The following is a 24,158-nucleotide window of genomic DNA, read 5'->3' on the forward strand; positions in this document are numbered from 1 at the left end:
AATGTAATAATATGAAAAAACTACTATTTTCTTTATTGATCATTATTCTGTCGACATCATGTTCTTCTGAAAAGAAACAGTTGGATATTTCCGGAGAGTGGACTGTCAGGCTGGACAGTACAGATGTTGGAATAAAAGAATCATGGCAAGGCAACCTGTTTGAAACGTCCATGCAGTTACCGGGTACAACTGACGATGCCGGACTTGGAACCCCCAATGCCTTGGAACCTGCACTGTCAAAACCCCAGTTATTATATCTCACACGTTTGCACAATTACGTAGGAGTTGCATGGTACTCAAGAGAGATCTCGGTCCCTGCCCAATGGAATGATAAAGAGCTGTTTCTGGATTTGGAACGAGCCTTGTGGGATACTCAGGTTTGGGTAGATAATAAGAAAGTCGAAGGACATGAAGAAAGCTTAAGCACGCCACACCGCTACAATCTGACTCCTTATATGACATGCGGTAAAAAGCATATTCTGACCATACGCGTCGATAATCGCAAGCGTTATGATATCTCCAATGGTATGGCACATGCATATACAGATCATACACAAATTAAATGGAATGGTATTTTAGGAGATATGACTGTCCGGGCCATGGAAAAAATACGTTTAGAAAGCGTACAACTATATCCCGATGTAAAAAACAAACAGGTAAAAGCCGTTATTTCGTTTTCAAACAATACACCTGCCGCAGAACATGCATTGCTTTCGATGAAAGTATCTGCAAGAAACGGCTCTCAACAACTTGAAGAGCAGGTAAAAAAGATGGATGTGAAAGCCGGAGCCTCATCGGTTGAGTTGCTTTACAACATGGGAGATAACCCGATATTATGGAATGAATTTACTCCTGAAATGTATCAGGCTACGGTCACATTGGAGGCCAATGGAAGAGTATCAGAAATAAAAGAAGATTTCGGTATGCGCCAATTGGAAACAAACGGTGATAAAATGTTGATGAACAATAAACCTTTGTTCTTAAGAGGTACATTGGAGTGTTGCATATTCCCATTAACCGGAACTCCTCCAATGAATAAAGAAGGCTGGCAAAAAGTATATGCCGCAGCCAAAGAATATGGGCTGAATCATCTCCGTTTTCATTCCTGGTGCCCTCCCGAAGCAGCTTTTGAAGCAGCAGATGAAATGGGATTTTATTTACAGGTTGAACTTCCTGCATGGGTACTTACAATTGGGCAGGATTCAAGTGCCGTACGCTTTTTAAGAGAAGAAGCAGACCGGATTATCAAAAATTACGGCAATCACCCCTCTTTTTGCCTTTGGAGCCTGGGAAACGAATTGCAGGGAGATTTCACCATTCTGTCTGTAATGTTAGACGAATTGAAAGCAAAGGATAACAGACACTTATACGTAACAACTTCGTTTACGTTCGAAGGCGGACATGGCGGATGGCCGGAATCAAACGATGATTTCTTTGTCACGCAGTGGACCAATAAAGGCTGGGTACGGGGACAGGGAGTTTTCAATCAACTATCCCCTACATTCGATAAAGATTACAGTGAGTCGGTTGCAGGTATACAGGTCCCTCTAATTACGCACGAAATAGGCCAATATTCGGTTTATCCGGATTTAACCGAGATTTCCAAATATACCGGAGTTCTGAAACCCTTAAATTTTATGGCTGTGAAGAATGATCTTGAAAAAAAGAAATTACTTGATAAAGCACCCGATTATTTAATGGCTTCCGGAAAGTTAGCCGCAATCTTATATAAAGAAGAAATTGAGCGTGCATTGAAAACTGATGGAATCAGTGGTTTTCAATTACTTGATTTACATGACTTTCCGGGACAAGGAACAGCACTCGTCGGACTATTGAATGCCTTCTGGGAAAGTAAAGGAATTATCGACGGTAAAGCCTTCCGGGAGTTTTGTTCACCGGTGGTGCCGTTATTGCGCTTTCCTAAAGCAATATATAAAAACGATGAAATGTTTCAAGCTAAGATCGAGTTATGCAATTACGGAAACGATATTCTGACAAACAAAACACTGCATTGGGATATTCTGGATAAAGGACGTTCTGTAAAGCATGGTGAAATACAAGTAGGAGAATTGAAATTTGGTTATAATGGAAAATTGGGTGAGATATCGGTACCCTTGACAGACATACAGAATGCTTCAAAACTGGAAGTGTGTGTAAAAGTAATCGGAACAGATTATGTAAACAGATGGAACATATGGGTTTATCCTGAAGGAGAAAAAGTAGAATGGGGTAATGTGAAATATACCCGTAATTATGATCAGGCCATGGCATGGCTGAATGAAGGGCAAAAAGTCCTTTTCAATCCGGATTGGAAAAAGATGAAAGGTATCGAAGGCAAATTCGTACCTGTATTCTGGAGCCCGGTACATTTTCCGAATCAGGCCGGGACAATGGGAGTATTATGTAATCCGGCTCATAAAGCATTGGCTGATTTTCCGACAGACATGCACACCGATTGGCAATGGTGGGATTTAAATAAGAACTCCAAAACCATGATAACAGATAGTATACAGGGAGGGACCCCTATTGTAGAAATGGTCGATAACTTTACTAATAATCGCCGTCTGGCTTCTTTGTATGAAGGCAAAGTGCATGGAGGCAAATTGGTATTAGCCACTTTCGATTTGCAATCTGATTTAGAGAACAGACCGGTAGCAAAACAAATGCTTGTTTCATTACTGAAATACATGAATAGCACAGATTTCGATCCTACAATCATTGAAAACTTTGAGGAAATAAAAGACATGTTCGATAGGAATTCGAAATAACCCGTATAGAAGAAAGGAACTGCGTTAGATTCGGAGATATAATCATTTTTGGCCAAACTTGATATACTTAATTTAATGACATTTATTTAGTTAACGTTAATTTTATGTGATTGGAAAATTAAAAACATGAAAAACATGAAAGTGAAAAACAATTGTAAGTTACTATTGGCTTTATTGCTGTCTGCCGGGTTTGCTCCCTCGGCTGTCTTTGCAACATCGGGCAAGCCTAATGTTGTAGTAAAAGAGACTTTTCAGCGGAAAAATACAATTTCCGGCAAAGTGACGGACGCCAATGGAGAGCCGGTTATTGGAGCCAGCGTCGTAGAAAAGGGAACCACTAATGGAGTCGTGACAAATTTAGAGGGGGACTTTTCTCTGTCTGTCCCGGATGGTGTGATAGTCGTAATTTCATATATCGGCTATAAGTCTCAGGAAATAAAAACGTCTCCGGGAAAATCGTATAATATTACTTTGAAAGAAGATTCGGAGGTTTTGGATGAAGTCGTGGTTGTGGGATTCGGTACCCAGAAAAAGGTAAACCTGACAGGGTCCGTCAGCGTTGTTTCAGCCAAAGAGTTGAAAGAACGTCCGGTGACCAATGCGGCACAAGCATTGCAAGGTATGGTTCCGGGACTACGAATCACACAGACGAACGGTAGCCTGGAAGATAAACCAAGTGTAAATGTTCGCGGTACTACCACTATCGGACAGGGAACCAGCGGTGAACCTTTGGTTTTAGTTGATGGAATGGAAGGTGATCTTAATTCCATTAATCCTCAGGACATTGCCAATATTTCTGTTTTGAAGGATGCGGCTGCATCATCAATATATGGTTCACGTGCACCATTCGGTGTAATCTTGATCACAACCAAATCAGGAAGCACGGAAGGCAAAACCCAGGTAAACTATAATAATAGTTTCCGCTGGGGAAACCCGATTAATATGAACCATATGATGAATTCGGTTGACTTTGCCAGTTGGATCAATGACACCAATACCAATGGAGGAGGTGGAACCTACATTACAAATGATCGTATGAAAAAGATTGTTGCCTATCACAATGCCAAACCTTACGGACCTGCACAACGTATCACTGACGATGGGACTATCTTGTACTCCCTCTTGGCCGGTGATAACGGATACTGGCAAGATGGCTATGTGACCGGGGTAGATGATATTGATTATTATGATATGATTTTTAAAAAGTGGACCTTCTCACAAGAACATAACTTTAGTGTCAATGGAGGCACTAAGAAGTTGAATTATTATGCTTCATTCAATTATCTGGACCAAGGTGGTTTTATGAATCTGGGAGAAGAGGGATTATCTCGCTACAATGGCACTGCAAAGATTGGTTCCGAACTGACTAAATGGCTCAAGTTTGACTATACAATGCGATTTACCCGGGAAGATTACAAACGCCCCGCAACAATGACTAACTCTCTATATTCGGACATGGCTCGTCAAGGTTGGCCTGTTTTACCTTTGTATGATCCCAACGGTTACTATTTTTATGCCCCTTCTCCCATATTGGGATTAGCGGAAGGAGGAACCGGTAAGATTCAAACGGATAACATGTATCATCAAGTGAGTTTTACTTTCGAACCGGTAAAAGACTGGATTACACACGTGGATTTCAATTACCGTATCAAGTCGGCCAATAACTACTGGGATAAACAAGTGCTTTACAACCATGATGTGGAAGGCAATGCCTATGCTTGCGACAAATATTCGAATGTACACGAAGATTATTATAAAGAGAATTATTATAATTTCAATATATATACCGAATACACACACCAATTCAACCAAAAGCATGATCTTCATGTAATGGGTGGCTTCCAGGCTGAAAATCTGAAACAAACTCAATTCGGTCTGCAACGTGACGGTATTATGTTTCCGAATAAACCTCAGGTAGACTTGACTAACGGGCTCGATTACGACGGAAATCCCATAACCCCATCTGTCAATGGATCCCGCAATGACTGGGCTACAGCCGGATTTTTCGGACGTATCAATTATAGTTATGACGGAAAGTATCTGCTCGAAGCAAATCTCCGTGCAGATGGCACATCACGTTTCCGCAAAGGCAACCAGTGGAAAACCTTTCCTTCTTTCTCTTTGGGATGGAATGTTGCGCGTGAACACTTCTTTGAACCTTTGAACAATATTGTCAATATTCTTAAGTTTCGCGCTTCCTACGGTTTATTGGGAAACCAAAATACAACGAACTGGTACCAGACTTATCAAACCATGTCGGTGGGTTCTTCGAATGGCGCATGGCTGATGAATGGCAATAAACCCAATACCGCTTCGGCTCCGGGACTTGTTTCGGCTTCATTAACCTGGGAGACAATTGAGAGTTATAATTTAGGATTGGATTGGGGAGTATTCAATAATCGTTTGACCGGATCATTCGACTGGTATATCCGCGATACAAAAAATATGGTTGGCAACGCTCCCGAACTACCGGCTCTGCTGGGTACAGGTGTACCGATTACCAACAATACAGACTTGAGAACCTCCGGATGGGAACTTTCAATCGGTTGGAATGACCGCTTGAATAATGGTTTTACGTATGGCGCGAAATTTAACGTCTCGGATGCCCGTACGAAAATCACACGATATCCGAATAATCCGACTAAAGCAGTCAGTACGTATATTGAAGGACGCTATACCAATGAGATATGGGGATATACTACAGTGGGACTTGCAAAGACAGATGAAGAAATGCAGGCCCATTTAGCAACAATGCCTAACGGTGGACAGAGCGCATTGGGTTCGGACTGGAAGGCAGGAGATATTATGTATGCAGATATAAACGGTGATGGTAAGATTTCCGGTGGTTCGGGAACACTGAATGATACGGGGGACTGGACTGTTATAGGTAATACAACTCCCCGTTATCTGTTTGGTCTTGATCTGAATGCTTCCTGGAAAGGCTTTGATCTCCGTATGTTCTTCCAAGGGGTTATGAAACGCGACTTCTGGCAAGGAAGTACTTATCTGTTTGGTGCAAGCAATAGCGGAATGTGGCATGCTACCGGAATTGAAAGTGTAAGTGATTACTTCCGTAATGATGATACATGGTCGGTTCAGGAGGGCTATCAGAGTCCTAATCTTAATTCCTATTTACCTCGCCCACTATATAGCAATAAGAATCTACAGACACAGACCCGCTATTTACAGAGCGCTGCTTATATTCGTCTGAAAAACTTACAGTTGGGATATACATTCCCTACCAGACTGACTTCTCGTTATGGAGTCCAGAATTTACGTATATACTTCTCCGGAGAAAATTTGTGGACCGGGACAAGCTTGGTCGATCAATTTGATCCGGAAACAATCTCCGGTGGTTCGGGAGGTAACGGTTATCCGTTGTCGAGAACTCTGTCATGTGGATTAAGTGTAACATTTTAATGGAAGATAACAATGAAATTAAATATTCTACGTTTTGTATCTGTAGCATTACTTGCTACCTCGGTTGTTGCCTGTGAAGATTTTTTAGATAAGCAACCTCCTTCTTATGTAGTTCCGGAAGATTATTATCAAACAGAAAGCCAGGTTCAGGCCATAGCCAATAAACTGTATACAGATGTATTGCCCTCTCATGGCGGGAATTATGGAACTTTTGCCTACGATGTTCACACAGACAATCAGGCAACTTTTTCCGCAGACGGCAGATATGCAACAGATCAGTGGAAGGTTGGGCAAACCAACGGCAACTGGTCATGGAGCAATATCCGCAATATCAATTATTCCTTGAATACAATATTAGGTTATTATAATCAAGGAGGAATTTCCGGCTCAGAGCGCAATATTCGTCAATATATTGGCGAGATTTACTTTTTCCGCGCTTACGCATATTTTGATATGCTTCAAAAGTGGGGAGATTTACCAATCTTGAAAGAAGCTATGCCGGATGATGAAACAATCCTGGTAGAGGCCAACAAACGTAGCCCACGCAATGAAGTGGCCCGTTTCATTCTTGCAGATTTAGACAGTGCACTAATTTATATGAGCGACAATTTTGATGACCGTCGCAATCGCCTGTCTCCGGATGTAGCTCTTTTATTAAAATCGCGTGTAGGATTGTTTGAGGGCTCATGGTTGCACTATTTTAAAGGAATTGCCTTTGTACCGAACGGTGAAGGTTGGCCCGGTAAAGATAAAGAGTATAATGCCAACTACGAATATCCTTCGGGTAATATCGATAATGAAATAACCTACTTCTTTACAGTTGCAGCAAAAAGTGCAGAAACTGTTGCTGATAAGTACAAAGGACAATTAACTCAAAATACAGGAATGGTGCCTCAATCGGAAACGGATCCTGACAATCCTTATTTCAGCATGTTTGGCAATATCGACATGTCCGGATACCCTGACGTTTTGCTTTGGCGTGAATACAGCAAAGGACTGAGTATTGTGAATAACATCGAGGTTTCGGTTCAACATGGCAACTATGGTACCGGTTTAACCCGCAGTATGGTAGAAGGCTTTGTCATGAAGGACGGCAAGCCTGTTTATGCATCCCATGATGATTTTTCTTATGATGACAAAACCTTGGCATCAGTCAGAGAAAATGCAGATCCCCGTTTACACATATTCCTGAAAGAACCGAACCAGAAAAATTTATTTAAGAATATGGATGCTGAAGAGGAAATGGGAATGGAGTATGAACCCTATCCGGTCATATTATCGACAAACGAAGAAAAAGGCTATAGTACAGGATATGCAATTCGCAAAGGTGGTACATTCGATAAAAAGCTGTGTGGTAACGGAACCGGCTATACCGGATCAATAGTATTTCGTGCAACAGAAGCTTTTTTGAACTATATGGAAGCTGAGTATCAGTTGACGAAGAATATAGCTTCAGGAAAGATATTGGAGTATTGGAAAACCGTTCGTACAGCAGCCGGCTTCAATGGAACCGCTATTGACCCTCAAGTGACTATCGCATCCACCAATATGGAAAAAGAGAAGCTGGATTGGGGCGCATACTCTGCCGGATCATTATTGACTGACCCTGTTTTGTATAACATGCGTCGGGAGCGTCGCAGTGAATTAATGGCTGAAGGATTACGCTGGATGGATCTAATACGGTGGAGAGCATTGGAGCAGATGATGGTGGAACCGTATCATGTGGAGGGAATCCATCTTTGGAACACTCCGATGGAACAATGGTATGATGCCGGTCAGTTGGTTGCTGACGGTAGTTCATCGGCAAATGTATCAAACGCCAGTTTAAGTGAGTATCTCCGGCCTTATCAGAAAAATATGGGATCCGGGAACTTATATAAGGATGGTTATATCTGGCATATGGCCCATTATTTACAACCATTGCCAATTAAACAATTCCTGTTGACAGCTTCTGACCATACATCCGTCCATTTATCTCCGCTGTACCAAAATCCATATTGGCCCACAACACCGGCAATGCCTGCAGAAAAATAAAAGGATAGTGATCAGTCTGACTGACTTTTCCTGAAATCAAGCTCCATCCCAAGCGTATAGATTATACTTTGGATGGGGCTTTTTTATAATAACAAAACCGGAACATATTTTCAAGAACAGAAATAACGATAAGTTATGGGGTATAAATTTTTTAATTGCTTGCGTCCCGATTTAAAGTGCTTACTTTGTGGTGTACTAATAAAAACACTATAAATAAATTCATTTATGTTAAGCGAAAAAAGAAACAGTATGCTTCACGGGGTCTTGTTAATAGCCCTGTTTTCATGTGCAGCCTTTTACATAGGCGACATGGAGTTCATAAAAAGACTCTCTTTCAGTCCGATGATCGTAGGTATTATTTTAGGTATGCTATATGCCAATAGCCTCAGAAACAATCTTCCGGAAACATGGGTACCGGGTATTCAGTTCTGCTCAAAACGTATCTTACGGATAGGCATTATTCTTTATGGTTTTAAATTGACTTTTCAGGATGTGCTGGCAGTGGGGCTACCTGCCATATTTATCGATGCCATTGTAGTAGCTACAACTATTCTCGGAGGTATCTTAATTGGACGTATGCTTAAGATGGACCGTGGGGTCGCACTACTGACTTCCATTGGTAGCGGCATTTGTGGTGCAGCCGCTATTTTAGGGGCTGAATCGACCATCCAGACCAAGCCATACAAAACTGCGGTAGCTGTGTCCACCGTAGTTATTTTTGGTACTCTGTCAATGTTTATCTATCCTATATTATATAGAAACGGAACTTTTATGTTGTCGCCCAACGAAATGGGAATCTTTACCGGTGCTACGTTACACGAAGTTGCACATACGGTAGGTGCGGGAAATGCGATGGGAAAAGAAATTTCCGATGTTGCCATTATCGTGAAAATGATCCGCGTAATGATGCTGGTTCCGGTACTGTTGATCACCAGTTTCATGGTATCCAGGGCAGCAGTGAAAACAGGCGGACAAGGCGGCCGCATGAAAGACATATCCATTCCATGGTTTGCCATCGGTTTTCTGGCAGTTATCGGTTTTAATTCTTTTGATTTACTGCCACAAGGGTTGATCACTTTCATCAATAATCTGGATACTTTTTTGCTTACCATGGCGATGACTGCATTGGGAGCCGAAACCAGCATTGACAAATTCAAAAAAGCTGGTGCCAAACCATTTATACTTGCTTCCCTGTTGTATCTATGGCTGATTGCCGGGGGATATTTTCTGGTTAAATTCCTTGCACCTGTTTTGATGTAAAAAAGTACCTTCCCGGATTCCGAAATGCCTTCGAAACTTTTCCGGTTGAGTTTTTGCAACTTTGTTGCACCTGCAATCCGCTACCTTTGTATCATAAACCTAATAATAAACATGATTATGGGACAATGCAAATGTGAAACGAATGCAAATATGCGGGTCAGAAATTGCCAGGAAGCAAATGGCTTCATAGGCGAATATTGGAAAGTAATGCTTTCATTGGTGATGTTGGTAGCAGGCGGTATAATGAATCAACTGGATATTGCTTTTTTCAAGGAAAATACAGTTTCTTTGGTTTGGTATGTATTGGCCTATCTGCCTGTCGGCTTACCTGTGATAAAGGAAGCATGGGAAAGTATTCTCCAGAAAGATTACTTCAGTGAGTTTACGTTGATGTCAGTCGCAACATTAGGCGCTTTTTATATCGGGGAATATCCGGAAGGAGTTGCTGTCATGTTGTTCTATTCAGTTGGTGAATTATTTCAGGATCGAGCAATAGACAAGGCTAAACGTAATATCAGTGCCTTGTTGGATGTCAGACCCGAAAAGGCAATGGTAGTGAGAGGGAATGAGATCGTTACAGTCAATCCGAAGTCAGTCTTTATAAACGAAATTATCGAAATAAAAGCCGGTGAACGTGTACCGTTGGATGGAATTATGCTTAACGAAATAGCAGCATTCAACACAGCGGCCCTTACCGGAGAGAGTGTTCCACGAGATATTCGCAAGGGTGAGGAGGTACTTGCCGGTATGATTGTTACAAACAAAGTGATCCGGATGAAGGTGACAAAGCCTTTTGATAAAAGCGCATTGGCTCGTATTCTGGAACTTGTAGAGGACGCTTCTGAACGTAAAGCACCGGCCGAATTGTTTATTAGAAAATTCGCCCGTATATATACCCCTATTGTTATCGGCCTTGCCTTTTTGATTGTGCTGATCCCATATATCTATTCATTCATAAACCCGTTATTCGGATTTGTTTTTAATGATTGGCTGTATAAGGCATTGGTTTTTCTGGTGATTTCATGTCCGTGTGCATTGGTTATCAGTATTCCATTAGGATATTTCGGAGGAATCGGAGCAGCCTCCCGTTTAGGTATTTTGTTCAAAGGTGGAAATTATCTGGATGCCATAACCCGTGTCAATACAGTCGTATTTGATAAAACAGGTACTCTGACTAAAGGAGTTTTTGAAGTGGAATCCTGTGAAGTTATTCCAGGCGTTTCAAAAGAAGAACTGATACGTATAATAGCTTCCGTTGAGAAAAATAGTACTCATCCGATAGCCAAAGCTATTGTTAGTTATGCCGAAAAGAAAAAGATTGGCCTTACTGCTGCTGAGAATATAGAAGAGGTTGCAGGTTATGGGTTAATGACTGAGGTTGACGGAGAAAAAGTGTTGGTCGGTAACGCCAGATTGTTGTCGAAATATTCCATTGAGTTTCCGGCGTATATTCTTTCGATAACGGAAACAACAGTCGTATGTGCTGTCGGAAATAAATATATAGGTTACATTACATTGTCCGATGTGTTAAAGGACGATGCAGCAGATACTGTCAGATCACTTAAAGAGTTAAATATTAAGAATATTCAGATCTTGTCAGGTGATAAACAGAGTATTGTTAGCATTTTTGCAAACAAACTGGGACTTACCCGGGCGTATGGTGATCTGCTACCGGAAGGAAAGGTAGAGCATATGGAAAAGCTGAAGGAAAACAAAGATAACCGGATTGCTTTTGTCGGTGACGGAATGAATGATGCTCCGGTACTTGCCTTAAGTGATGTAGGTATTGCGATGGGAGGGTTAGGAAGTGATGCCGCTATTGAAACCGCAGACGTGGTTATCCAGACAGATCAACCTTCGAAAGTGGCGACTGCCATAAAGGTCGGACGTTGTACGCGTCGCATCATCTGGCAGAATGTATCGCTGGCATTTGGAGTAAAATTGCTGGTAATGGTATTGGGAGCAAGTGGTATTGCGACTTTATGGGAAGCAGTTTTCGCAGACGTAGGTGTGACATTGATTGCCATAGTGAATGCTATTCGTATACAGAAAATGATTAAATGAGAATGGAAAATTTGTGTTTGAAGATATTAGAACAGAGAGGAATAAAACCTACTGCCATAAGGATGCTGGTTTTAAAAGCTATGATAGATGCGGAACAAGCTGTTTCACTTCTTGATTTGGAGAACAAACTGGATACTGTGGATAAGTCGAGCATATTCCGAACGATTACCCTGTTTGTTTCCCAACATCTGGCACATAGCGTAGATGATGGTACAGGATCTTTAAAATATGCGGTTTGTGACAGTGAATGTACTTGTGCCGTGAAAGATTTGCATACGCACTTTTACTGTGAATATTGCCATAAGACTTTCTGCCTTGAAAACATTCATGTCCCCGTAGTAGATTTGCCTGAAGGATTTGCCGTACGAAGCATAAATTATGTATTAAAAGGATGTTGCGCGGAATGTGCGGCAGAGCTGAAAAAAGGCCATTAAAAATAAAAGCGCATTGATATGATCTATCAATGCGCCTTCTTAAAAAAGGTAGTATAATTGTTATTACTTAATCAATTCCACAACTACTGCACGGTTCCAGTCATCATTTTCAAATTTAGTGCTGGTACCTTTGAATTCTGTAGTGATACGATCTTTAGCAATTCCGTACTTATTGACAAATACCTCTGTCACTGCATTGGCACGTCTTTCAGAAACAATTCTGTTAGCTTGTTCCGAACCACGTTTGTCGGCGTAACCAGTCAGACGAACACGGATTTCAGGATTTGCTTTTAAGAATTCAGCAATATTGAAGATACTTACTTCCTGTGAGAGTTCAATTTTACTGCTGTTGAACGGGAAAGTGATAGTACTTGGGAGAGCCTTGATTTCTGAATTATCGATTACGGTTTCTTCTTTGATAACCTCCGGCTTACGTGCTTTCAACTCAGCTATTTCGGCTTGTTGTGCAGCATTTTCTTTTTTCAAAGAAGTATAGTTTGCCTCTAAGTCAGAATAGTTGCTCTTAATTGCATTGTACTGACGTGAAGAGTAACCTTTCTTGAAACCGGTTTTTCCGAAACGGAAAGTAACGCCGGCTGTCAGCCCACTGATTCCATCGTTCGGGAAACCGCCGCGAACTACCATATCGTCGTCTAAAATAGCTCCCTGGTATTCAACATTGATATCGAAACGCTTTGAAATACGGTAGCGTGCCTGAATACCTGCATTGATTGTAAATGACTGGTCACCTTTGCGGATGAATGCTCCACCGATACCTGCAAAAGGAACGATGTCAAAACGACGATTTTCTTTATAAGGAGCGAAGAAATTGATCAGTCCAAACATAAAGTCTGCATGAACGGCACCATATTGATAATGTAACATTGAATTAGCTCCAGATGTAAATCCATGCAATGAGCCACCTGTACCCTGCAAACGAACTCCCCAATAAGGGTTGAACCATTTACCTACCGAAAGAGTCGGCATAAAAGTTATAGTGTTTCTGAATTTTGCATCTTTAGAGTTTTCAGCGAAGAGAGACTGCGCACCAAAGTTTAAAGACATATACCAATTATTCCAAAATCCATTACCTTCGAAAGTTGTTTTGTACCCCGGAAGGCGTTCTGCATCATTGTTTTGAGCGAAAACGCTTGTGCTCATCAATGCTGCTAATGCAAACATAATAATACTTTTCTTCATTTTTTCTAAATTTTAAATTGGTTTGGTTAAACATTAATAGTTAATTATTCGCCAATAATTGTTTTATCGATCCGATTCATGTAAACCGGTTTTGCAAAAACAGCCGCAAAAATATAATTTATTTTTGTAGCTTGCAAATTTCCGCAAGCCTATTTCTGGGAAGTAAATTTTGAATTAAATGCAAACCTTTGTAAAATAGGTATTTATAATTGGAATAGAAAAAGAGCGTTTAGATCGCTTTGCAGAGCTATTCACATAAAATTGTTTCTCAGCAGATTATAATAATTAAATAGGTATAATACCAATATGAAGCTCTACAAACAAAATGAATGGTTTGTTAATTCCTTATGTTCCGATTTTCATCTTTCATAACTTCTCTTATCAATCTCCACTTGAAGAACGATGTACTTACAATGTTTATATTTTAAAACTCACATTTTCTTAAGGTATTATGATTTGTCCTTTCTTCCATAAACTTTTTCTATTTCTATTAAGTTATTATAATCAAAAGATCATTGATATGAATCAGATAAGAATTAAACGTGTATATGAAGATCCTTCGGAACAGGATGGCTATCGTGTACTGGTTGACCGGCTTTGGCCTCGTGGAATGAAAAAAGAATATTTAAAGTATGATTATTGGGCGAAGGAACTGACTCCCTCTTCCGATTTGAGAAAATGGTTTCACGGAGATATCTCAGGACATTGGGAAGAATTTGCGGCAATGTACCGGAAAGAGCTTGAAACCTCCGATAAAGTAGCTGATTTTTTAGTCCGGATACATCCTTATAAAACAGTCACTCTTTTATATGCTTCTAAGGAACCGGTTTATAATCATGCCCGTATTTTACAGGCGTTTCTGGAGGATCGCCTGAAAAACTGATTTCTTATAGAAACCTATGCCAACACGAATCTTTTTTGTACTTTTGCGCCATCTTTTTAAAAACAACATCAAAAAAGAATCATATGGGAGGTTTTTTCGGAACAGTCTCGAAAACGAGCTGTGTGACCGATTTATTCTACGGCACAGACTATAACTCACACCTGGGAACAAAACGGGGAGGACTGGCGACATATAGTGAAGAACAAGGATTTATCCGTTCGATCCACAATTTACAAAGTTCATATTTCCGGACTAAGTTTGAGGAGGAACTTGATAAATTTAAAGGAAATGCCGGTATAGGCATTATCAGTGATACAGACGCACAACCCATTATTATCAATTCACATCTTGGCAGATTCGCCATTGTTACAGTCGCAAAGATCACCAACCTCAAAGAACTTGAAGAGGAACTACTCTCACAAAACATGCATTTTGCCGAACTTAGTTCGGGTAACACCAATCAGACTGAACTTATTGCTTTATTGATTATTCAAGGAAGAAACTTCGTTGAAGGGATTGAAAACGTATATAACCATATCAAGGGATCGTGTTCCATGCTTCTGTTAACAGAAGATGGAGTGATTGCCGCACGTGACAAATGGGGACGTACTCCTATAATTATCGGTAAAAAAGAGGGGGCTTATGCTGCTACCAGTGAATCCAACAGTTTTCCGAATCTTGATTTTGAAATAGAACGTTATTTGGGTCCCGGTGAGATTGTCCGTATGCACGCGGACCGTTTAGAACAACTCCGTAAGCCCAACGATAAAATGCAGATTTGTTCATTCCTTTGGGTATATTACGGCTTTCCCAATTCATGCTATGAAGGCCGTAATGTAGAGGAAGTGCGTTTCACGAGCGGAATGAAAATGGGAGAACAGGATAATTTTGACGCCGATTGCGTTTGTGGAATCCCGGATTCGGGTATTGGACAGGCGTTAGGTTATGCAGAAGGGAAAGGGATTCCTTATCATAGAGCCATTACTAAATATACTCCCACCTGGCCTCGTAGTTTTACTCCGAGTAAGCAGGAATTACGTTCTCTGGTGGCAAAGATGAAATTAATACCTAACCGTGCAATGCTTCAGGACAAGCGTATCATCTTTTGTGACGACTCCATTGTACGCGGTACGCAGTTGCGCGATAATGTGAAAATACTTTTTGATTATGGTGCAAAAGAAGTACATATGCGTATTGGATGTCCACCGCTGATTTATGGCTGTCCCTTTATTGGGTTTACTGCTTCAAAATCAGATATGGAACTGATCACCAGACAAATAATAAAAGACTTGGAAGGAGATGAAAACAAAAACCTGGATAAATATGCTACTACCGGTTCACCGGAATATGAAAAAATGGTAAGTATTATTGCTGAGCGTTTTGGACTTTCTTCCCTCAAATTCAATACGATTGAAACACTAATTGAAGCTATCGGACTGCCAAAATGTAAGGTCTGCACCCATTGTTTCGATGGCTCCAGCTGTTTCTAAGTAGCTATTAGTGATTAAATATAGAATAATGTATTAAAAAGAGCCGTGAATTGCTTGGCAGTTCACGGCTCTTTTTTTACCTTTACAGGCGTGAAAAATAATAGATTAGCAAATTATTAATTCTTAATGATATGAATTTAGTAGAACGTTTTTTAAAGTATGTAAGCTTTGACACACAGTCGGACGAACTGACAAGACTTACTCCCAGTACTCCGGGACAGATGGTATTTGCCGAATATCTAAAGTCCGAATTAGAGTCTTTGGGGTTAGAAGATATAACATTGGATGAAAACGGTTATCTTTTTGCAACATTGCCGGCCAATACAGACAAGGAATTACCTGTTATCGGTTTCATAGCACATATGGATACGAGTCCCGACATGAGTGGAAAAAATGTAACTCCACGCATTGTAGAAAAATATGATGGTTCGGATATTGTACTCTGTGCCGAAGAAAACATTGTGCTTTCACCGGCTCAATTTCCCGAATTGCTTGATCACAAAGGAGAAGATCTGATTGTCACCAATGGTAAAACCTTATTAGGAGCAGACGACAAAGCAGGTATTGCCGAGATTGTATCAGCCGTTGTCTATCTGCAAGAACATCCCGAAATTAAACATGGCAAAATCCGGATCGGTTTCAATCCGGATGAAGAAATAGGTGAAGGTGCCCATAAGTTTGATGTTCAGAAATTCGGATGTGAATGGGCTTATACGATGGACGGAGGAGAAGTCGGGGAATTGGAGTTTGAAAACTTTAATGCCGCTGCTGCCAAAATCATTTTTAAGGGACGTAATGTACATCCGGGCTATGCGAAACATAAAATGATTAACTCTATTCGCATAGCCAACCAATTCATCACCATGCTTCCCCGGCATGAAACTCCGGAACATACTTCCGGATACGAAGGATTCTATCATCTTATCGGTATCCAGGGGGATGTAGAGCAGAGTACTGTATCCTATATCATTCGTGACCATGATCGCAATAAATTTGAAGATCGCAAGAAAGAAATAGAGCATCTGGTAAACAAGATCAACGCAGAGTTTGGTAAAGGTACCGCCACTCTTGAGTTGCGTGACCAATACTATAATATGCGAGAAAAGATTGAGCCTGTGATGCATATTATCGATACTGCTTTTGCCGCAATGGAGGCTGTAGGCGTGAAGCCGAATGTGAAACCAATTCGTGGAGGAACGGATGGAGCCCAATTGTCATTCAAAGGTTTACCCTGTCCTAACATCTTTGCAGGTGGGCTGAACTTCCACGGCCGCTATGAATTTGTTCCGATCCAGAACATGGAAAAGGCAATGAAAGTCATTGTGAAGATTGCTGAACTTGTAGCTTCTAAATAATCATTATTTATATAATTCTTAAATTCTCATTTCATGAAAACCACTCCATTTACCGAGAAACATATCGCACTTGGTGCTAAGATGCACGAGTTTGCAGGATATAACATGCCTATTGAATACACCGGTATCATTGACGAACACCTTACTGTCTGTAATAGTGTCGGTGTTTTCGATGTCTCCCACATGGGTGAATTTTGGGTGAAAGGGCCTCATGCATTGGCTTTTTTGCAGAAAGTGACCTCAAATAACGTGGCAGCTTTGGTGCCGGGCAAAATTCAATATACCTGTTTTCCGAATGAAGACGGCGGTATTGTTGATGACCTGCTGGTCTATCAATATGAACCGGAAAAGTATTTATTGGTTGTCAACGCTTCAAACATAGAGAAAGACTGGAATTGGTGCGTCTCTCACAATACAGAAGGAGCCGAACTGGAAAATTCTTCTGATAATATGGCGCAACTCGCCGTACAAGGTCCGAAAGCTATTCAAGCTCTGCAAAAGTTGACAGACATTAACCTTTCCGATATTCCTTATTATACATTTAAGGTTGGTGAGTTTGCCGGTGAGAAAAATGTGATTATTTCTAACACGGGATATACCGGAGCCGGTGGATTTGAACTTTATTTCTATCCTGATGCTGCCATAAAGATCTGGAATGCCGTTTTCGAAGCAGGAGCCGAGTTTGGCATTAAGCCGATAGGACTTGGCGCACGTGACACACTTCGACTTGAAATGGGATTTTGCCTGTATGGCAATGATCTGGATGACACTACCTCTCCTATTGAAGCCGGACTTGGTTGGATTACTAAATTCGTGGATGGCAAGAACTTTACAAATCGCCCAATGCTTGAAAAACAGAAGGCTGAGGGCACAGTCCGCAAACTGGTAGGTTTTGAAATGATCGACCGTGGTATTCCCCGACATGGTTACGAACTGGTAACAGCTGAAGGTGATAAGATCGGGATTGTGACTTCAGGCACAATGTCTCCAACCCGTAAAATCGGTATTGGCATGGGGTATGTAAAGCCTGAATATAGCAAGGTCGGTACGGAGATATGCATCGATATGCGTGGCCGTAAGCTGAAAGCTGTGGTAGTAAAACCGCCTTTCCGTAAATAAACATTGAGAAAATAATAAGTTGAAATCCCTCTCTGCCTCAAAGGACAGAGGGGGATTTTTATGTAAGTACAGAGGGTACACTATCATGAAACCGACCCCGCTGAATCAGATCAAGCGGATCACCCGCCACGACACTTTATAAAAGCTCATCCAAATGATCCTTCCGTACATCCACCAATGATAAAATCACTGCAAAACAGCTGCCTTTCCCCTTCTCTGAATGCACTTCTATACGCCCTGACAATCGCTCGATAATAACTTTAGAAATAGCAAGTCCGAGACCGCTTCCCTGTTCAAATTCGTCTGTTTTATAAAAACGGTCAAAAATCATCATAAGTTCCTTTTCATCGATTCCCTTACCGGTATCTTTTACATATATACAAACTTCATGATGTTCTTCGTCCACTTTGCATCCCAATGTTATATGACCATTTTGAGTAAACTTATTTGCATTATTCAAAAAGTTGGAGATAACCTGAGTAAAACGGAAACGATCAATATGCACAAGTAAAGGAACCGGATTACCCAATTCAAGATGAAACTGCAAGGAAGGCTGAATTAACGGCTGATACGTCAGATAAATCTCTTTCATAATCTCTGTCATATCCCATTCCTTTATTTCGAAATCCAGACTTCCGGAGTCCAGACGGGATATTTCCAGCACATCATTAATAAGCTTCAAAAGCAATTCATTATTATGATTGATGATATCAAGCATACTTGCCTTTTCATCCGGATCTATCTCTTCGGAACCTTCGCCTATCAACACATTCGTAAATCCGACAATTGCATTGAGCGGGGTACGAATTTCATGACTCATATTATTAAGGAAAGATTGTTTCAATTCAGCTTTCTCAGCCATTTGTTTAGCCAGAATCAACTGATGCTCACGTTCTACCGCCTCCTGAATATTCTGCATGATACCTGCCAGCATCATCTCGCCTTCTACATCTTTCAGACTCCGGCAGCGCAATTCGTACCATTGATATTCTTCCGTTTCATCAAAACAAAAACGTGCCCGTTGTATTTGCATGCCCGGAGATTTGTAAAGTGCTCCGTAAAAAGAACTCAATAACTGAGAATCATCGGGATGTACATACTCTAAAAAGGTACTTCTCTTAACCCTCCTTTTTCCCATACCTGTCAGACGCGTATAATTATCATCAAACTCAATGTCATCTCCCTGCATATTCCATAATGAAATCTGCCCTCCGTCGGCAGAAAGAGTCAACCGTTTGTGTGCTTCTTCCAATATTTGTAAGTTCTTACGTTCTATCAGAGAACGTCGGCGTGTACGCAACAGGCTGATTGATATGAAAATGAATGCAAGAATAAATAGCACACCCAATAAATAAACCTCCTTTCGGTAATGGTCATAGAACGGATAATTAATAATACGCACATCCTTTGCCACATTTCCAATATCATAACCATTATAGGACGAAAAGACACTCCAATCCAGCACATACTCTTTCTCCAGATCCCTTATCTTAGGCATACCTATTTTCTCTTTATTCATTAGCCGGACGGATAAACCGGTAACAGCTTGTGCAGAGATCTCTTCAGTAGCCATATAACCACCTACAATTTTACTCCCATCTCCAAATCCCTCGCGTACACAACTGAAAGAAGGTATATTCAGAGCATTTACTATCGGAAGCGATACCAGATCAAATTTATCAAGTAAGAATGCCTTCCTCTCTTGCTCACATTTCGAATTTTCCATCATAACAAGCAAAGAAGCACCTTTTATGTACCGGAAAGGGCAGAGGCTCACAGTCAGTTCCTCCTTTTCTGAATTATGATTTGCGACAGCAGGCATCAGACTGTAATACTCTATCATTTCTCTCATTTCCTTGTATTCATACTCCATAGAAAACGCTGACTTATGCCCCCAAATCTGCACATTCTTTCTGTCGATAACCCGATTCAGCAAGTCAAAAGATTTATGCCCAAGAGCAGTTAAATCAATATTATAAACAATCTCCATATTTACATGGGGTTGCAAAGACTTTATAAAATCCATATTGCGTTTAAAGTCCGGAGTATCTCTCAACACATATACCTTTCTGGATTCGTACTCTTTTATAAGATTTTCATCAGGGAAATGCACGTTGCAGGCTACCACAGGAATAGAATAGAGAAGGCGATGACGGGTCGATAACAAAGAAAAAGCAGCTTGGTCCCCTACCGCTAAAATAAGATCTATCGGCTTAGTTTTCAGAATTTCAAGATAATTACCCATATGTTCCATTTCTACTTTCTGGTCGAAACGGTCACAATCAAGGTAAAATTCATCAAACACAGGCTCTATACCCTGCGCTTTAAACTCTTGTTTTACAAGTTCTTCAAAGCGTCCATGCCCGATTTTATCTTTTGAACAAGAATAAATAAGAGAAATGTTTTTTTTAATCCGATGATTTGTGACATACCACTGTTTGGAATTATACCCACATAAGAAGCCCCCCAATAAAAGAATGAAGGCAAAAATGTATTTGCATTTAGGGTCTGTGAGTCTCATAGCTTATTTTCTACCGGTCAAAATAATATAATTTCCATCAATACGGCAATGTCTGATTATAAAATGGTAGCATTATCATACCTTTTTATTCACTCAGGTGTTCTGGAAATAAAAAGTATAAATAGTAAAAAGCCTACAAGTTGTGAACTTGTAGGCTTTTTATCCACTTACCATTCGATAAGTTTGCGGAGAGACAGGGTTTTGAACCTATAACTCTAACTGCTTATATTTCAGCTACTTTGCTTTCAAAATTTCAAATAGGTAACGAAACAGTAACGATTTTCAGACGTTGGGCTTGTCCAACTTTGACCTCTGTTTGTCTGCCTAACTTTCGGGTTCAAAGATAAGTCTTTCTTTTGAAATACGCAAATCATTGATAATAAATATTCTGCGATTAGTGCAAGGTGCAAGCTATATATATAAATATATACTTGCACCTTGCACTAAAAAAAAGCACTGGGGTACAAATGCTTAAAACAAAATCCGTATCTTCGTAACCGATTAAAAACAAACGTGTATGATAATAACTAACCGTGAAGAAGTAATAGATAAAGCGTTCGGCGTATTTGTCAGGATGAACTACGAGAAAGCAAGCATCATCACGCTTGCCAAAGCCTGCGGGGTGACAAAAACGGGTATCGTTTATTATTTTCCGCACAAGCTGGATTTATTCATGGCTGTGGCGGACAAATACGTGTTGCAAATGCACGAACCGGAAAACAAGTTTGCCGCTCCTGCCGATACGTTGGCGGAGTTCATCGGGCAATACGTGGCGGGGGTAGCCGCTTCCATGAAAAGGATTGTTGAACTGATTGGTGATAATAGTAGCCCGCATGATTGTAGTCCTAACTTCTACTACTTTCACTTTCTGTCACAAGTGCGTATGTACTATCCGGGCATCAGGCAGAAAATTGAGAAAATCTACCGACAAGACTATGACCTATGGGAGAAAGTCATACAGAAGGCAAAAGAAAGCGGGGAAATCAGGAGCAACACGGACGTGAAGAAAACGGCTATCATGTTCCGGCAAATGTTTTTAGGGCTGTCATACGAACAAGCATTTCTAAACGGTTTGAACGTGGACGAACTGGCAGAAAATTTTCGCCATATCTATTCGCTGCTTAAAGCCTGATACTCTTTTGTTTTTTTAACCTCGATTATTTTTGAACAGATGTTCAAATAATGGTATTTTTATCTTATCTTTGGAGCGAAGCAAAATTCAGCGACATGGATAAGGTTCAGAAACAAAGAGGAAGCATCGTGCTACACAAAGAAACAAGGGACGGTGCGGATTACATACGGATAGAATATGCGAACAGTCAGGCTGTCGCCCTGCTGCTCGCCCAAGACACGGGCATGGAAATGGCTGGTAACGGCTCTGCATACATAGCGTCAGCCGCTTTCAGCCTGCCGGATTTTTACGACCGCTATTCGCCCCACGCCTATATTGATTACAGCCGGGTTTACGTGCGGCATCCCAAGCCCAAAAGGGAATACACACTGCCGAAAGGCTATCTCGAACTGCTGGAACAAAAGCGTTACAGCCCCTCGACCGTCAAAACATACCGTGCTTATTTCAGCGATTTCATGGAATATCACAAGGGACGGAACATCGACCGCCTGAAAGTGCCGGACATCAACAAGTACATACTCTATCTTGTGAACGAGAAGAAGATTTCGGTGTCGCAACAGAATATGCGCATCAATGCTATCAAGTTCTATTACGAGCAGGTGAAAGGCGGCAAACGGCAATACTATGGCGGTATCACCCGTGCCAAAGAGTACAAGAGCCTGCCCGAAGTGTTGAGCAAGAATGAAATTAAGCGCATCCTTGCACAAATTTCCAACATCAAGCATCACTGCATGATTTCGTTGGTTTACTCTGCCGGACTTAGAAGAAGCGAATTGCTTAACCTGACCCCGCAGGACATCAACAGTGAAACAATGTCGGTTCGTATCATGGGCAAGGGGAAGAAATGCCGTTATTCGCTCCTTTCGCCCAAGTTGCTGGAAGAACTACGGCACTACTTTCGGGAATATCGTCCACAAAAATGGTTGTTTGAGGGCGAAACACCCGGAGAGCAATATTCGGCAAGTGCATTGGTGAAAGTGCTGAAAGAAGCCGCACATCGTGCAGGCATCAAACACCGTGTACACGTACACATGCTACGCCACTCCTTTGCCACACACTTGCTGGAACAGGGAACAGACCTGCACACGATACAGGAATTGCTGGGACACAACGACATCAAGACCACAACCATTTATCTTCATGTGTCAAGTGCCCATAAAGCAAAAATCCCTAATCCTCTTGATACACTGGATAATTCGTGAGGTGCAGTTATAGAAGTGTAGGAACGACACCATAAGGTGCGGTTATAAATAACATTAGTAATAACTTGATAAAGATAAACGGAGTATGAATGTAAATGAGATTATTTCTAAAATCAACAATATGAATCTTCAATCCGAAGGAGATTTGCAAGAGGTAGAATCTGTTTTAACTGAAATGGATAATGCTTTAATCGAGCCTTTATTTAGATTGCTTGAAAGGCATCCACATTTCAACTTTGGCAATCCCGGTCGTGTAGTCCATTATTTGGAAAAATTTGATGATGACACTTACACTCCGTTCTTATATGCTTCTATTCGTCGAGTGCCTACTGAATATAATATATGGATGCTCAACAGATTCTTAAACTCTCTTGATACTTCCGAAAAATCAGAAGGTATAGTGATTTTAGAAGAAACATCGCAGAAAGATATTGATGAAGGACTTAGAGAATGGGTGAATGAATGTTTGGATGAACAGAAAGAGGAATGAATTATTACTAACGAGCCAAGATAGCTGCTAAACGCAGCTTCTTGTCAAGCCATTATAAACAATATGTATCGCATTGCAAACATAGTACTATTTGTTCTTGCCATTTTCGTGGTAATGGGTTGCTCTTGTAGTAAAACTCTGTGTGAACGTAACATACAAGATGATATACTCAATATTGATAAATTCCGTAAACAAAGTAAAAAAGAGTACCGCTATATAGAAGAAGATGCGGAAAGATTGTTTGCAAATTCGGCAGCGGTTTATCCCGATACATTATACCGCCAACAATATACTTCATTGCAAGGTTATTTCTATGGAGAAACTGGATTTGACTTATATTGTATATGGTATGCACAGTTTAATGCCAATAATAGGAAACACTATCGTTGTGAACGTAAGACATTAAACAAAATATTCTATTGTGTAAATGATATGTTGAGATGTATTGCCGGGGGCGGAACTGGCTTTGCACATGAAACATACCGCATACCAGCATACACAGAATATTACATCTATAAATATCAGAATATGGAAGCCAATAAACAGTACCAAGATAATGACATAAGCCAAACGATTTCAAATTTATGGCAGATAATGGCTACATATAATAACGAAGATATGCCCTTTGAAATATTAGCTTATAAAATGAAATACATATATGAAAATGTGGAATATATAAAATCATTACTTACTGCTGAAATATATAATTATTGCCTGCAAGAATATATGTGCAGACTAATAAACGAAAATGTAAGTGAGCAAGAACAATTAAGTTTATAACAACGA

General features: G+C 40.6%; 16 protein-coding genes. 14 read left to right on the top strand and 2 right to left on the bottom strand.

All coding sequences use genetic code 11. The annotated features are described in order from the left end of the window. The first annotated feature begins 11 nt into the window (after positions 1–11). From ISX59_RS04025 to ISX59_RS04050, 6 genes are all read left to right on the top strand, one after another. Positions 12–2,768: a sugar-binding domain-containing protein gene (locus ISX59_RS04025; RefSeq protein WP_220575686.1), complete on the top strand. Its 2,757-nt coding sequence runs from the start codon at positions 12–14 to the stop codon at positions 2,766–2,768. Positions 2,769–2,903: 135 nt separating this feature from the next. Further along, a complete protein-coding gene (locus ISX59_RS04030; protein ID WP_370633229.1) occupies positions 2,904–6,188 on the top strand; it encodes a SusC/RagA family TonB-linked outer membrane protein in 3,285 nt (1,094 codons plus the stop codon). A gap of 12 nt (positions 6,189–6,200) precedes the next feature. Beyond that, positions 6,201–8,222: a RagB/SusD family nutrient uptake outer membrane protein gene (locus ISX59_RS04035; RefSeq protein ID WP_220575688.1), complete on the top strand. Its 2,022-nt coding sequence runs from the start codon at positions 6,201–6,203 to the stop codon at positions 8,220–8,222. A gap of 225 nt (positions 8,223–8,447) precedes the next feature. Continuing rightward, a complete protein-coding gene (locus ISX59_RS04040; RefSeq protein ID WP_005809709.1) occupies positions 8,448–9,482 on the top strand; it encodes a YeiH family protein in 1,035 nt (344 codons plus the stop codon). Positions 9,483–9,599: 117 nt separating this feature from the next. Beyond that, complete coding sequence (locus ISX59_RS04045; protein WP_220575689.1) at positions 9,600–11,546, top strand: heavy metal translocating P-type ATPase; 1,947 nt, start codon at positions 9,600–9,602, stop codon at positions 11,544–11,546. A gap of 2 nt (positions 11,547–11,548) precedes the next feature. After that, positions 11,549–11,980: a Fur family transcriptional regulator gene (locus ISX59_RS04050; RefSeq protein ID WP_005809711.1), complete on the top strand. Its 432-nt coding sequence runs from the start codon at positions 11,549–11,551 to the stop codon at positions 11,978–11,980. 63 nt (positions 11,981–12,043) lie between these two features. Here the strand turns inward: ISX59_RS04050 and ISX59_RS04055 are convergent, their stop codons facing one another. Next, positions 12,044–13,180 carry an OmpA family protein gene (locus ISX59_RS04055; RefSeq protein WP_005775986.1) on the bottom strand — a complete coding sequence of 379 codons (1,137 nt, stop codon included), beginning with the start codon at positions 13,178–13,180 and terminating at the stop codon, positions 12,044–12,046. 520 nt (positions 13,181–13,700) lie between these two features. Here ISX59_RS04055 and ISX59_RS04060 point away from each other — a divergent pair. The 4 genes from ISX59_RS04060 to gcvT all read left to right on the top strand — a co-directional run bounded on the left by ISX59_RS04060 (position 13,701) and on the right by gcvT (position 18,027). Then, complete coding sequence (locus ISX59_RS04060; RefSeq protein ID WP_032540694.1) at positions 13,701–14,063, top strand: DUF488 domain-containing protein; 363 nt, start codon at positions 13,701–13,703, stop codon at positions 14,061–14,063. Between the two features lie 83 nt (positions 14,064–14,146). Then, positions 14,147–15,553 (top strand): amidophosphoribosyltransferase, encoded by a 1,407-nt coding sequence (locus ISX59_RS04065; protein WP_005809713.1) that lies wholly within the window; start codon positions 14,147–14,149, stop codon positions 15,551–15,553. A gap of 131 nt (positions 15,554–15,684) precedes the next feature. Then, on the top strand, positions 15,685–16,908 hold the full coding sequence (gene pepT, locus ISX59_RS04070; RefSeq protein WP_022011868.1) for a peptidase T: 1,224 nt from the start codon (positions 15,685–15,687) through the stop codon (positions 16,906–16,908). Between the two features lie 33 nt (positions 16,909–16,941). Further along, entirely contained in the window at positions 16,942–18,027 is a 1,086-nt protein-coding gene (gcvT, locus tag ISX59_RS04075) for a glycine cleavage system aminomethyltransferase GcvT (RefSeq protein WP_022011869.1), read from the top strand. 136 nt (positions 18,028–18,163) lie between these two features. Here the strand turns inward: gcvT and ISX59_RS04080 are convergent, their stop codons facing one another. Then, positions 18,164–20,548, bottom strand: a complete 2,385-nt coding sequence (locus tag ISX59_RS04080; protein WP_220575690.1) for a HAMP domain-containing sensor histidine kinase — start codon at positions 20,546–20,548, stop codon at positions 18,164–18,166. A 517-nt stretch (positions 20,549–21,065) separates the two neighbouring features. Between ISX59_RS04080 and ISX59_RS04085 the strand changes: the two genes are divergently transcribed. The 4 genes from ISX59_RS04085 to ISX59_RS04100 all read left to right on the top strand — a co-directional run bounded on the left by ISX59_RS04085 (position 21,066) and on the right by ISX59_RS04100 (position 24,152). Continuing rightward, positions 21,066–21,680, top strand: coding sequence for a TetR/AcrR family transcriptional regulator (locus ISX59_RS04085; protein WP_005924132.1), 615 nt, complete (start codon positions 21,066–21,068; stop codon positions 21,678–21,680). Between the two features lie 95 nt (positions 21,681–21,775). Continuing rightward, complete coding sequence (locus ISX59_RS04090; protein WP_055295521.1) at positions 21,776–22,882, top strand: site-specific integrase; 1,107 nt, start codon at positions 21,776–21,778, stop codon at positions 22,880–22,882. An 85-nt stretch (positions 22,883–22,967) separates the two neighbouring features. Beyond that, complete coding sequence (locus ISX59_RS04095) at positions 22,968–23,372, top strand: hypothetical protein (protein ID WP_124076232.1); 405 nt, start codon at positions 22,968–22,970, stop codon at positions 23,370–23,372. 63 nt (positions 23,373–23,435) lie between these two features. Next, positions 23,436–24,152 carry a hypothetical protein gene (locus tag ISX59_RS04100; RefSeq protein ID WP_016662390.1) on the top strand — a complete coding sequence of 239 codons (717 nt, stop codon included), beginning with the start codon at positions 23,436–23,438 and terminating at the stop codon, positions 24,150–24,152. Positions 24,153–24,158 lie beyond the last annotated feature (6 nt).

Origin of the sequence: Bacteroides sp. FSHCM14E1 (assembly GCF_019633785.1) — a bacterium.
Lineage (GTDB): Bacteria > Bacteroidota > Bacteroidia > Bacteroidales > Bacteroidaceae > Bacteroides > Bacteroides hominis.